Source organism: Afipia clevelandensis ATCC 49720 (assembly GCF_000336555.1).
Lineage (GTDB): Bacteria > Pseudomonadota > Alphaproteobacteria > Rhizobiales > Xanthobacteraceae > Afipia > Afipia clevelandensis.
Genome location: NZ_KB375281.1, coordinates 1,901,809 through 1,914,799 on the forward strand (window position 1 = coordinate 1,901,809; position 12,991 = coordinate 1,914,799).

General features: G+C 56.4%; 11 protein-coding genes. All 11 read right to left on the minus strand.

Annotated elements, in window-relative coordinates:
• Positions 1-8 precede the first annotated feature (8 nt).
• The 11 genes from HMPREF9696_RS09115 to HMPREF9696_RS09165 all read right to left on the minus strand — a co-directional run bounded on the left by HMPREF9696_RS09115 (position 9) and on the right by HMPREF9696_RS09165 (position 12,983).
• Positions 9-1,127 carry a methyltransferase domain-containing protein gene (locus HMPREF9696_RS09115; protein ID WP_002712697.1) on the minus strand — a complete coding sequence of 373 codons (1,119 nt, stop codon included), beginning with the start codon at positions 1,125-1,127 and terminating at the stop codon, positions 9-11.
• On the minus strand, positions 1,124-1,675 hold the full coding sequence (locus tag HMPREF9696_RS22130; protein WP_002712698.1) for an acyltransferase: 552 nt from the start codon (positions 1,673-1,675) through the stop codon (positions 1,124-1,126). Before HMPREF9696_RS22130 ends, HMPREF9696_RS09115 begins: the two co-directional genes overlap by 4 nt.
• Entirely contained in the window at positions 1,675-3,429 is a 1,755-nt protein-coding gene (locus HMPREF9696_RS09125; RefSeq protein ID WP_002712699.1) for an ABC transporter ATP-binding protein, read from the minus strand. Before HMPREF9696_RS09125 ends, HMPREF9696_RS22130 begins: the two co-directional genes overlap by 1 nt.
• A gap of 2 nt (positions 3,430-3,431) precedes the next feature.
• On the minus strand, positions 3,432-4,631 hold the full coding sequence (locus HMPREF9696_RS09130; RefSeq protein WP_002712700.1) for a glycosyltransferase: 1,200 nt from the start codon (positions 4,629-4,631) through the stop codon (positions 3,432-3,434).
• Positions 4,632-4,661: 30 nt separating this feature from the next.
• Positions 4,662-5,930 carry a radical SAM protein gene (locus HMPREF9696_RS09135; RefSeq protein WP_040301325.1) on the minus strand — a complete coding sequence of 423 codons (1,269 nt, stop codon included), beginning with the start codon at positions 5,928-5,930 and terminating at the stop codon, positions 4,662-4,664.
• On the minus strand, positions 5,927-7,198 hold the full coding sequence (locus tag HMPREF9696_RS09140; protein WP_002712702.1) for a glycosyltransferase family 4 protein: 1,272 nt from the start codon (positions 7,196-7,198) through the stop codon (positions 5,927-5,929). The genes HMPREF9696_RS09135 and HMPREF9696_RS09140 overlap by 4 nt, the downstream gene beginning before the upstream one ends.
• Positions 7,195-7,797: an acyltransferase gene (locus HMPREF9696_RS09145; protein WP_002712703.1), complete on the minus strand. Its 603-nt coding sequence runs from the start codon at positions 7,795-7,797 to the stop codon at positions 7,195-7,197. Before HMPREF9696_RS09145 ends, HMPREF9696_RS09140 begins: the two co-directional genes overlap by 4 nt.
• A gap of 20 nt (positions 7,798-7,817) precedes the next feature.
• Positions 7,818-8,783 (minus strand): NAD-dependent epimerase/dehydratase family protein, encoded by a 966-nt coding sequence (locus HMPREF9696_RS09150; protein ID WP_002712704.1) that lies wholly within the window; start codon positions 8,781-8,783, stop codon positions 7,818-7,820.
• A gap of 1 nt (position 8,784) precedes the next feature.
• On the minus strand, positions 8,785-10,752 hold the full coding sequence (gene asnB, locus HMPREF9696_RS09155; RefSeq protein ID WP_081602394.1) for an asparagine synthase (glutamine-hydrolyzing): 1,968 nt from the start codon (positions 10,750-10,752) through the stop codon (positions 8,785-8,787).
• Between the two features lie 51 nt (positions 10,753-10,803).
• A complete protein-coding gene (locus HMPREF9696_RS09160; protein WP_040301329.1) occupies positions 10,804-11,685 on the minus strand; it encodes a class I SAM-dependent methyltransferase in 882 nt (293 codons plus the stop codon).
• A 113-nt stretch (positions 11,686-11,798) separates the two neighbouring features.
• Positions 11,799-12,983, minus strand: a complete 1,185-nt coding sequence (locus HMPREF9696_RS09165; protein ID WP_002712707.1) for a DegT/DnrJ/EryC1/StrS family aminotransferase — start codon at positions 12,981-12,983, stop codon at positions 11,799-11,801.
• Between the last annotated feature and the right edge of the window lie 8 nt (positions 12,984-12,991).

Here is a 12,991-nt window from a genome sequence, read left to right on the forward strand (position 1 = left end):
GAGGCTTTTCAAGCCGGCCGACGGCCGATGAAGCCGGCGCCGACAAGCCGGGAGCCGAATAGCTCGCGATATTTCAGCGGACGCTGGGGTTTCGGCGAAAAGCCCGCCGCCTCGAACCATTCCAGAACTTCGTTGAAGCCATGTTCGTGCGCATACATCGGCGTAAACGCATCGCGAATGCCATGAACAGTATTAGCGTATTTCCACCGGCCGCGGTTGCGTCCCCGGTCTTTTATGATGGGATGTATTGCCGCCGATATGGCGTGAACTGCAGCAGAACGCACGGCGCTGGGAGCACGGCTCAATACCGGCCGGAAAATGCGATGCGAGATGCTCCAGTATGCCCGGACGAGCATGCCGCGCACGCCCTTGACGACATGCCTGTCCTCAGCGGCGTACACCCAGACGAACAACGATCCGGCAGACGCAACCTTCTCGGCGATGGCGTCAAATCCAGCTTTTGTCGACCATGTATGATGAAGCACGCCTTGGCAGTGAACGTGATCCATCGACTCGGGACTGAAAGGCAAGTGAAACAGCGAAGCAACCACGGGATTCACCCGGGTCGTTTCCACCAGCCGTTCGCCAGCCTTCACAACAGCGAGGTTGAGATCCGCGCCAATCACCTGGGCGTTTGGATACAGTTCGGAAAGAACAATCGCTTCCTTGCCGAACCCGCACCCAACATCCAGCACCGTCCTTGCGCTAGATCGCTCTTCGTCATCTTGCTGAATCCAGACATCCCGGTGAAGCGCAACAAGTTCGGTTTGGTCATAGACGAACGTAAGCTGGTCATCCTCAAGACCACCCCACTCCTCGGTGAATGTGGTTTGAACGCTGCGCTCGCCCTGCTCCGGTGAGGCATTCGGCAGCTTCGGCTGTCCGGAAAGCGCAGCAACACGCGATGCGTGCTCGCTGGCAAATTTTGTAACAAGCGGTGTTACAAACGTCAGCATGATCGGAACGTAATTGATGATCGGATACCAGAAGCCGCCTTGCTCCGACCACAAAATGCCGGTCCGGACCGCAGCCTTCTTCTCAATGTCAACGCCGCTTTCAATGGCCGCGACCTGTAGCTGGTGCCCAGTCAAAGGGCACCGAAGCTTTTCCAGCAAAACAGATCTCATGCGCCGTATGTTTCCGTTGGTTTGTTGAATGCCGTAGACTCAACCTGTCTGACCTGTCGCGCCGGAGCGCCGGCGATCACCACATGGCCTTCCGGGAAAGACTCGTTAACCACCGAGTTTGCTCCCACGATCGTATGGTCGCCGAGCGTAACTCCGGGCAAGATCACCGCTCCGAATCCGATCCAGCACGAGCGGCCGATCCTGATCCCCTTGGTTGGAGGCGCCAGATCGAAATCATCGATATCGTGATCCTGCGAGATGATTGCGACATTGGCGCCCCAGATGGTCCCCCGCCCGATGTGAAGCGCGTCGGCGGCATTGATGTAGCAACCGCCACTGACCGCCAGGCTGCGTCTGACATCGGGGCACTCGTCTTCAATACTTAATCCACCGGAATGCAACACTCGGGATGTAAAGTGTTTGCCATAGCGACAATCGCCATCGAGACGCATCAAACGCTGAGCAAGTCCGTTGATGATCCACAACGCAACACCAGTACCCGGAACATAACCGGGCGCGAGTTTCGACAATGAGGAACGCAACTTCATCAGAGTATCCGTACACCTTGCGAGGTAGCAACAGGCCCGGTGATGCGAGCGAATGACACCACTCGTCCGTCTTGCATTTCCAGAACAAGGTCGGCGGCATCGACCAGTGCAGGACGGTGCGTGATGGCGACGATGGTGATCTCGCCCTTCAGGGAGCGGATCGACGCAACAACAGACTCCTCAGTCGCAGCATCGAGTGCGCTGGTCGCCTCATCCAGCACGAGCAGGCGCGGATTTCCGAGCAATGCACGCGCGAGAGCAAGCCGTTGCCGTTCGCCGCCGGAGAGACGGCTGCCGTGATCGCCGACCATGGCTTCGATTCCAGATGGCAGCCCATCGACAAAGCCAGCGGATGCCCTGCCGAGCGCGGCGCGCAATTCACCATCCGTCGTCTTGGGCACAATCCAGCGAAGATTGTCCGCGATGCTAGCGTTGAACAGCACTGGATCCTGACCGAGGTAACCAATACCTTTGCGCCATACCGAGGCAGGCAGATCGTTCAATGAATGTCCGTCGATCGTCACACTTCCCTGCGTCGGCCGCCGCAGGCCAAGAATGCAATCGAGCAATGTCGTCTTTCCCGCGCCGGTAGGCCCGGTGATGACGACAAACGCGCCAGCCGGAATCTGCAGAGATACATCCGACAAAATTTTTCTTGCGTTGACTTCGACAGACACATCCTCCAGTGCAATCGACGCCGCGCCATGATCTTGCCATCCCGTCGGCGCAACCAGTCCGCCGGGCTCCCGCGCTGCGCCGGCCTCAGCCAGCCTCTCGACAACAGCGTCGAACGCCGGGAGAGCAAGGCCGATGGACTGAAGGCACTGCCGCAGGCCGGTCACCTTCGGAAACAGCCGCACGAACATCGCCACGATAACCAGAATCGTGCCGACGTCGATCGCAAATAGCGACGGCCCGGCCGCCAGCAGAATGACCACCAGTAGTCCGCTGGCATACTCAAAAACAGCGCGAACGATCTGGACATCGAAACTGTTGGCAAATGTAAGCTGCCGTAACCTTTCAATCGCGGCTCCGAGCCGGCTCACGGCTCGAACCTCCGTCGAGGTCGCCTTGACAAACTTGGCGCCAGCCATGAGTTCGCCGGCATCGGCCTGGAAGTCCGCGTTCACCGCGGTCATCTCGCGCCCATGAGCGAGCGCACGACGTACAAGGACTCGGGTCGCAACGAAGAGCAAGCAACCAACGCCCACCAGCAGAGCAACCACCACAGGTGCGATCAGCAGCGCGATCACCACCTGCACGACAATGTAAAGTATCGAGGTGACGATCAGGTTGGCCTGGTAGAATGCGCCGCCGAGCCGCTGCGGCTCGGTCACCGCGGATGCGATCAGGTCACCCGCCCGCCGCGAGCGGAAGAAGCTGTAGTCCGCGGCGAAAAAAGCCGAAAACAGGCGATGCTGCCATGACGCGACGTACCCGGTCTGCAAACGTGACGAGAGATAGGCCTGATACAGAAAAACAACGGCGCTCAAAAGAATGAGCACGCCGATCAGGATCGCAACGCCGTCGGTCGTCGATGGCAAACCCAGAAAAGCAAGCAAACCTTCAAGAAAGCGGCTCACCGCATCGCTCGCGCCGTCTGGCCCTCCCGCGGATTTGGCCAACAGTGGCAACAAAGCAGCAATCGTAGCGCCTTCCAGCAATGCACTGGCAAACGTCACAACGACAAGAAGCGGCAATCGCCATCCGGCGACCGCATAGGCATCACGTATCAGGGCGCTAAACGATCCCATGTCTAGGATGACTGCCCCTGAAGAGAATGAGCAACAGCGCTCTTGCGATGCACGACATATTCTCCGTCAATCCATTCGCCACCCGCGAAGCTGCCATCGGCGATGGCGGCGAATGTTTTGGCGAACTGCCGCGCGCGCGCCGTCACGGAATGTTGCCGCAACACCAGAGTCCGGCCCGCATCAGCGATGCGCTGAGCGCGGTCCGGATCGGACTCCAGCCAGCGATGCACCTCCACGACGTCTTCCGGCTCGCAGACAACACAGTTCTCGCCATGCTGAAAGCCCGCTGCGGCGAATCCGGAAAACGGCTTGCAGACCAGAACCGCGCCCGCGGACGGAATTTCGAAAAATTTTCGGATCGGCATGTCGATTCCCGAGCCACACGTATATGCGTAGCGAGATTTTTGCAGGCGTAGATTGAAATCCAGATTCAGCCATCGCTGAACCAACTTCGGCTCTTTCCGGATAAGCCGTAGACGCTTCGCAAGGCCCATGCCACGCCGCAATGGATTTTCTGAAACGGGAGTGAGGCCAGCTTCGCGCAAACGTTCGCCAGCAATCCGGCGGGCTACATATTGAATGCCGACGACCGACCAGGGGTGAGGCCGATGAGACAACCCGGTAAAGCAAGCTTCGCCCGCTGCGACAAAGTGCAAAACCGAAGCGACCCGTTCGGGATTTTCTCTCACGTACGAAGCCCAGCTGTCGGTGACATTCCCGGCAAACTTCTCCCCCGCCAGCGAAGGCATATCCTTCCGGAGCGGACTGAACGCCGTTCCAAAACCCATGACAAAGTCTGTACGCCGCCGGATCGCGCCGATCTCTCGTTCTGTCCAATAAAAGAAGTCCGACTCCAGAAACAAACCTATGCGTGGAATCGAAAGACGCTCAAACGCACGCGCGATCCCCGCCAATAGCAGCAGATCGCGTCCAGGAAAGGAGAACTCATATGCTGAATTCCACGCCTCTGGTTGCATCGGCTCGCCATAGACATCAGAAAACAAGACATGAGTGTTTGTGATCGCTACATCAAATGGCCCGTTATCATCGATAAATGCGTCTAACCCCTTCACCAGTTGCGCAGACGACACATAGCCCGGGCCGAAAAGGCAGACGTCGGCCGCCTGCGCGAGCATAGCGGGGACAAGATTGCGCGTCGGAACCAGAAAGCGCGCGTCAATGTCGATGTAGAGAATTTTCACAATCAGTTAATATCGATGTAGGTGAAGAACCTAGAACCACTTAGGTCCCATCAGACCGAAAAGCGGATTCCTCCACCAGATGTTTGGAACCGTCTTCCATGCATCGCATGTATCGCAAGGCTTCACTTCGCCTAAACGACCATCAAGATCCATCGCGCGCAATTCCTCGATCTTTCCATGCTGATAGAGTTCGATGAACGAATGATCCTTCAAGCTTCCAAGCTGGAGATCGCCCTGTTCCTCTGGATAAACCATACAGCAAGCGAGCGCATTGCCTTCCCGTGAAACAATACGGGTCTTGTGCAAATGATAACATGGATAAGGTTGCTGCTGAGTTCTACGCGTATCATTATGAAATGGAGAGTCGACCTCTTTCTTTCGTGACTTCAACTCGCGCATCAAGGTTGAATTCGCCACCTTAGCAGCAGACGCGGCCGGCGAACCATCGGCAATGGCAGTGGCCTGTCGTGAAGCCTCCCTCGCCCGCTCCTCGCCCTCCAGAATGGCTCCCGTATCGATTTGGCCCGCCCAGTTTACAAAAGGCTGAACCTGAATCGTACCAACCCGTCCGAGATGCGGCTTCCAGAACGCCCTGAACTGCTCGACCTGCTCGTCGTCGTTTAGCACGCTCATGACCTGGATGAAAACCGTCATCGGTTGTACGGATTGATTGACGGCATCCAAAAACTCAATCGTGTTTCGCACAACTTTGTCGTACTCATCGGCAGCATTGATGCGCCGATACTGCGCAGCGGAAGTCGCGTTCACCGATATCGTGATCTGATCGAGCCCTGCATCGGACAGAATTTCACCCCAGCGTCGGCCGATCAGAATTCCGTTGGACGTAAGCCGTATCTGAATTTTCGGATCGTGAGCCTTGATATGGCGGACGGCTCGTTCAAGATGTGGATACAAAAACGGCTCGCCAAAGCCGACAAGGTTGACGGCATCAAGCGGGCCCTCTTCAAGCTTGCCGGAAAAAGCCCGCTCGAACGTTTGCCAATCCATATGAGAGCCCTTGACTCCGATATCCAGGCTCTTGGGGCAATACGTGCATTTCAGATTGCACTTGTCGGTGATCTCGATTGTAAGGCCCTGCTTGTGACCGCGCAGATAATGATATCTCAGAACAGTCTTGCGCCAGATCAGGGATATCAGCCGCGAATTCTCCGCCATCTCATTCAAGCGCGCGACAAGCGCCACCCGCCTGTGCGTCGGTATCTTGTGATACAGACGATACAAGGATCGCATCATGGCATTTTCCTCGGTGAGTGTCTCACGCTGAAAAACATCGCTCAAACCGTGTGCTTGATTTTTGACGCACTTCGCGCCTCATAAGCCTCATCAAAGGCAGAGCGAAGAATTGCTTTGACATTGGCGACACTGAACCGTGCAAAAACTTCGCGTCGCGCAGCATCTCCAATCGACTTCGCGGGGCCGGGATTTGCAAGCCACTTCTTCAGAACATCAGCCGCAGCCGCAATATCACGGTGCGGGACAAGAACCCCCGTTCGGCCATTATCAATCAGAGCCCGGTGGGTTTCATGATCGTACGCGACCGTCGCTAGACCCGCCCCCAACGATTCAAGAAGGGCAGAACCTTGCATTGGCGCGATTGAATAATCGCACGCCTTCATTGTGGCAAGAGCGCCCGTATGCGGCAGCAATCCCGTGATAACAATGCGCTTATCAAGACCCAGTTCCCGGCCACGAGCCTCGATGGCAGTTCGCTCCGCGCCATCGCCAATAAAAATGAGCGTTCCAGCGTGTCCGGAAGAAACGGCGCGAGCGAATATCTCGAGAGCATCCCCCGCGAGTTTTTCAGGGTGTAACCGTCCAACAACCACGACACGCGGATGCGGGGCAGAGAGAACGGCAACCGGGGCATCCTCGGCGGATGCACCTCCGAGCTGACGTAAATCGAGCGGCTGAATCCAGCGGGAGATCTTTGACCTATCCATCCCCAACCTCGAATAGAAATCTGGCGAGAGCGAGGGTGCACCGGTATAGCGATCAAAAACACGATAAACTAGGCGATACCAGTTGGGCAGAGCCTTCCTTATCAAACTTGGCAGGTTTTGCTGTTGCGGAAGAATAGTTTCCCAGAATGCTTCAATAAAGCAGACAGAGGGTAATCGCCGCGCTTCTTTCGACAGCAATGTCAGGGCAGCAGGAATATGCGGTCCGCAAACTTGCACAACGTCCGGCTGAAATTCCCGGATAACCTCGTTGATAAACGTCACAGCTTTTGGAACATGAGCCAGACCAGCCAACGCGAGCCGTGCGCCTCGATTCACACGAGAAAACTGAAATTCTCGATACTCAATGGTATCGGTGAGCCGCTGCCGCAGGTCTGCACGCCCGAACGGCACGATATAGAGCACCTCATCGAACATCTGACCGAAGTTGTAGTAGAGTTCGAGCGAGGCATCGTCGTGCCGGCGAATAATGCCCTTGGCGACGGCCTCATCGACCGTGTTGTAGCCGATCATCAACAGGCGACGCGGCTTCGTTGCGGACTGCATCGACGGCAAAGCAGAAGGATCGCTGCGAACTGCAATCGTCATCGGGTGACGGGAACCATTCTTACGTCTTCATTCTCTCCTTCCACGCGGCCGACAGCCACCGCAGGAGAACCAGCGACGAAAGTCCCTTCCGGAACATCCCGGTTTACGAAACTGTTAGCGCCAATGACAGACTTGCGGCCAACAGTCACCCCCGAAACGACAATGCTGTGAGGACCGATATAAACCCGCTCTCCGATGCAAACCGGTTTCTTCCGCACCGGAAGTTTGCCGCCCGAAAGAGACCAATGAACCGTGTCGTGGGAGTAGATATGCACTCCAGCCGAGATCGAGCAGTAGTCACCGATTTCCAGGCCCCCGCCCGATCCATCGAGAATACAATCAGGGCCTATCCAAGTATTGCGCCCCACCTTCACATCGCCCAGGACGAGTACATTGTCGTACATGGTCGTACCTTCGCCGAAGCCATACATCGCAGCATTGTCGCCGCGTTCTGTCAGAAGGTCGCCGATCGACACCCGCCGATTGAACTGAGCTTTCTTTCGGCGGGATAACTCGCCGAGAAACTCCCGCACAAGATGCAGCATTTTATCCGTCTTCTCGACGGACGACGAATTCTTTGCTGGAAATCCTTCTGACATGTTGACCTCACACCTGCCGGTCAGACGTTCAAGATGCCCCGGAAATAGTCCGCCGTCCTCAAAATGCCCTCGTCGAGATCCGTCTCCGCTTCAAAGCCGAGCAACTCGCGGGCCTTGTCGATGTTCGGAATACGCAACTCGATATCAGCATAGTCCTTCCGCACGAATTTAATCTTCGATGCGGACTCAAGAACACGAGTCACGGTGTTGGCGAGACCGTAAATCGTAATAACCGCTCTCGCATTGCCGACGTTGAATGTCTGCCCGATAGCCGCAGGATGTTCGAGTGCGAGCATCAATGCGCGCACCATGTCGTCGACATAACACCATGCGCGGATTTGATTGCCCTGTCCGTGAATCTCGATTTCCTCCCCACGGATCGCGCGCTTGATGAACGTCGACAGCGCGCCTTCGCCTACTTGGCCAGGCCCGTATACATTGAATGGGCGGACAACCACCGCCGGCATCTTGAATTCATGAAAGTGCGCGAGCGCCATGTGCTCGCCGGCGAGCTTCGATACCGCATAGGTCCATCGTGCTTCGCCGACCGCACCGATAACCGCCGATGACAGCTCGGTCGTCTGGAATGCCTGGCTACCGAAGATCTCGCTGGTCGAAAAACTCAATATCCGCTTCAAAGAATCGAGCTGGCGCGCAGCTTGAAAGATATTCGCGGTCCCCACGATGTTCACATCAAGTGTCGTTGTGGGACTTTTGATCACCGTATCAATTCCAGCGATCGCTGCACAGTGCACAATGCGATCCGGCTGAGCGGCAAGAACCGCCGAAGTAACAGCATGCCCGTCCCTGATGTCGCCACTCACGACGGTCAGATTCGGATGACCCACGAGTCCTGTGGTCTGGAGGGAATCTCGCGCGAAATTATCGAAAACAACGATCTTGTTGCTATCGATCAGCTTGCTCGCGAGCGTAGCTCCGATGAATCCGGCGCCACCAGTAATGAAGATTGTTTCGTTGGAGATCATCTCAGTTCGTTCGGTTTGAGTTCATATTGATTGTGCTGCGAGCCTCGAATGGAGACCCGGACATACCAGTTTGAAGCGCGGCGGTGCCCGAGCGCCCTTCAAATACATCCAGCCATGTATCGAGATTCAGGAGTGACCAGACCAGCAAGCGGCGATTTTGCCTGCCCTCAACATGATCCATGACAAGTTGCTGGACGATGTTGCGATCGAGATAATTCCAAAGCCGCGCGTCGGGCCGCATCAAGGTCCGTCGAACGTAATCAATGCTTTCGCCGCGAAACCAGCTCGCGTCCGGACCGGAGAATCCCTGCTTGATCGCCTCCGTCGTATTCGGCGGAATATGGCGACTCATCGCGGATCGGAGAATGAGCTTTCCGTCATTCGTGCGCGCGAAGTATGTCCCAGTCTTGGAGCCGGGTGTGTTCTCATCAATGCGAACAACCTCACCGAGGTTAGCAAGTTTCATCGCCAGCGGCACGCGGCCCGCGAAATCGACAAGATCATTATCAAGAAATGGAACCCGGGCTTCGAGGCTATGCGCCATCGACACCTTGTCCTCGATCACAAGAAGTCCGTGCAGAAAGGTTTTCGCTTCAAAATAGAGTGAGTGATTGATGTAGTCCTCCGGATTGGACAACTCTGCAGCGTGATTGTCGAAAACACTCCGAAATATCTCGAGCGTATCGAGACGAGAAGCGGCTGGACCGAGCGGCCCGAAAATGTTCGGCACAGCCTCTCCGGGAAGAAGGCGCTGCCAGAAACCATAATAGCGGTTCACGTAATCATCGAAACTGGTCGAAGCAGCCGTTCTATAATAGCGCCACGGATAACCTGCGAAGAGTTCGTCCCCCCCTGCGCCGGACAGAACGACCTTCCCGAACCGGCTTGCAAGCTTCGCTGCATAAAAATTCGGATAGCACTGGCCGACACGCGGCTCCTCGATATGCCAAACGAGCGAGCGCATGCAGCGCTCCATATCGCCGGCCTTGAGAACCATTTCGTAGTGTTCTGTTCCAAAAAGATAAGACATGCGCTCGGCAGCGCGGCGCTCATCACTGGCCATTTCGAGGCCCGACGCGGAGGAAAGGTCGAAACCCACAGTGAATGTATGCAGCATGGGGCTTTGCCGCGCAGCAATCGCTGTAATCGATCCGGAATCCATGCCGCCGGAGAGATATGAACCGACCGGGACATCGCTGACGAGTTGGCGGCCCACAGCCTGTTGAAACAGAAAATCGACTTTGTCTTCCGCCGCCGCCCTGTCCGTAACCGAGCCATCGTCCTCGAACCGGAAGTCCCAATAGCGTTGCGGCTCCGGGAGCCGCTTCGCACTCGCATCGATCGAAAGAAACGTGCCTGCGGGCAATATGCTCACGCCTTTGAAAAGCGTCCGATCGGTCAAGAAATTCTGAAAGGTCATGTATTCCACAAGACCGTCGGGATCGATGGTCGCGCGGAACTCGGGAGCCGCCAGAAATGCCTTGATCTCAGACGCGAACAGCAGGGTACGGCCATTCGTCCAGACATACAGCGGCTTCACGCCGAACCGGTCGCGCGCCAGAAGCAACCGCTTGCGGCGGCGGTCCCATAGCGCAAAAGCGAACATACCGTTGAATTTCTCGATCGCCCCTTCGCCCCATTGACGGATTGCGGCAAGCGCGACTTCGGTGTCCGAACGTGATCGAAACTGATGCCCCAACGCCTCAAGATCAACGCGAAGATCAAGGAAATTGTAAATCTCGCCGTTGTAACTGATCACCAACCCGCCATCGGTTGAGGCCATCGGCTGATGCCCCGCGGGAGTGAGGTCAATAATCGCCAAACGTCGGTGACCGAGACCCAGAGGCCCATCCGTGAATGCCCCCTCACCATCGGGACCACGATGAGCGATCGCATCGGTCATTGCACGCAAGACGACCGGCGAAGCCGGCGCACCGTCAAGATGAAAAATACCTGCGATCCCGCACATCTTATGCGTCTGTCACCGACAGATCACGAATGGAAGCGCCATGCGAAAAAGTCACGAACGTCTCGCGATAACGGTGATACCGGCTTCTTCAATACGCTCATGCTCAATCACAAGCCCGAGGCTCGCGCACCAGTCGCGCACATCCTCAGGCGTTTGCCGATGAGCATTGCGAGGCGCATACCAATCGAAGTTGATATGGTTCATTTCCTCAAGCGTCATCTGCGGCTGGTGAAATGCCTTGAACACATGCCAGTAGAACAGGCGCTGGATATCGATCTTCCCCGCAGGAATACCGAGCAGTTCGATATGTTCCGGCACTTCGACCGTTAGTCCCAGATCGCCGAGAACCTTGCCGAGCTTGGTCAAAGGCATCACGGCATCCCACCCGTTTTGGGGTGACATCGCCTGTAAACGTTCACGGATGTAATCGTCGGTAAATTCCCGGATAGGTCCCTTCCTGCGATACACATAAAATAGCATGCGACCGCCAACTTTTAGATGCCTGACGACTGCTGCCAGCGCCGCGCGGGTATCATCCGTATGATGAAGCACTCCTTCGGAGAAAATCAGATCGACGCTCTGCTCCGCAAGCGGAAGCTGCAACAAATCTGCTTGCACGAACTCGCCGGGCAAGCCGCGCTCGTGAAAGCGCTGCTTTGCGACATCAACCGCATCGGAAACATCGACGCCGACATAACGAAGACGATCCAGCACAGGCTCGAACAAGGCAAGCCCTGAGAGCGCGGCTCCGCAACCCGCGTCGAGAACAATAGGATGCTTACCGGACTGAAACAACCATTCGGCATTGGTCACGTCGCCGTACTTTTCGATGAGCCAGCTTCGCATATTATCGGCAAGTCTGCCTTCAAAGGTATCGCGCTTGGCCCATTTAAATCCGAAGGCCTCGCGCGTTTGCCCCTGCGCTTCGGACACGAATTCCCGGGCCCTCGGAATTCCCCGAACCATGGTCAGATTGCGGCCATGGGCAACGAAGCTTTCACCTTCGCTGGACGCCCAACAGATCGTTGAACCAAGAGGTAGCCATCTCAGCGCGCCTTGTCGATGCGCTTGATGCAATCGACGACATACTTGTAGTCGTCCTCGTTCATGCGATTATGAAGCGGAATTGCCATCGTGTTGCGCTCGCAATCACGAGCGGCCGGGAAGTCATCGTCGCGACATCCAAAAGTCTTTTGGTAATAGCCAAGCATATGAATGGCATGAGTGCCGGGTCGCGTCGCAACGCCCATCTCATGGAGCCAGGCCATGATCTCGTTTCGCGGCAGCGGCGAACGAGCCGGATCGACCGTGGTAACGTACGCCTGCCATGCGTGGCGCCCGTCATTGGGCGCGACGGGATGGCGCAACCAGTCAATATCCGAAAGCTGCTCCCTGTAATATCGCGCCCATACATCGCGCTCGTCGATAAACGAATCGAGCTTGGCCAACTGGACAAGCCCTATGGCGGCTTGCACGTCCGTCATCCGATAATTGAAGCCGAGTTCATCGAACGCCGGCAGCAAATAAGGCTGAGCACCCAGATGGCGCTGCTCTTCAGAGATAGATGCACCGTGATTACGCAAAATCTGTGCGCGTACGGCGAGATTGTTATCGCTCATTGTCAGCATCCCACCCTCGCCTGTCGTGATCGACTTGCGTGGATGGAAGGAGAAGCAACCCGCCACCCCCAGCGTGCCGGCAGGGCGTCCTTTATAGTGCGCACCGGCAGCACAGGCCGCATCTTCGAAGATAACAACATGAGGCGGCAACGCGGAACGAAGACTATCGATGTCCGCACACAGCCCGAACAAGTGAACCGGGATCACGGCTTTGGTGCGCGCGGTCACCTTCGCACCGGCCGATTTGGGATCGATATTGTATGTGACCGGATCCACGTCACAAATAACGGGGGTCGCTCCACAATAGAGAACTGAATTGGCGGTAGCGACCCATGTAAACGCAGGAACAATGACTTCATCGCCCGGCCCGATACCAAATGCCACCAGCGCAAGATGCAGCGCAGTGGTGCAACTCGTTGTCGCCAACGCATGGGGAACTTCATGACGCTCGGCAAAGGCTTTTTCAAACGCTGCAACACGCGGCCCCTGCGTCAGCCAGCCGCTTTGTAACGGCTCACGAACGGCAAGCCATTCTTCTTCCCCCGTCGAGGGTAATGCGATCTGAACTACGCGCTTCGGAGCTTCGGTCATTCTTTCCGTGATCTTGTTCATTGAGCCTG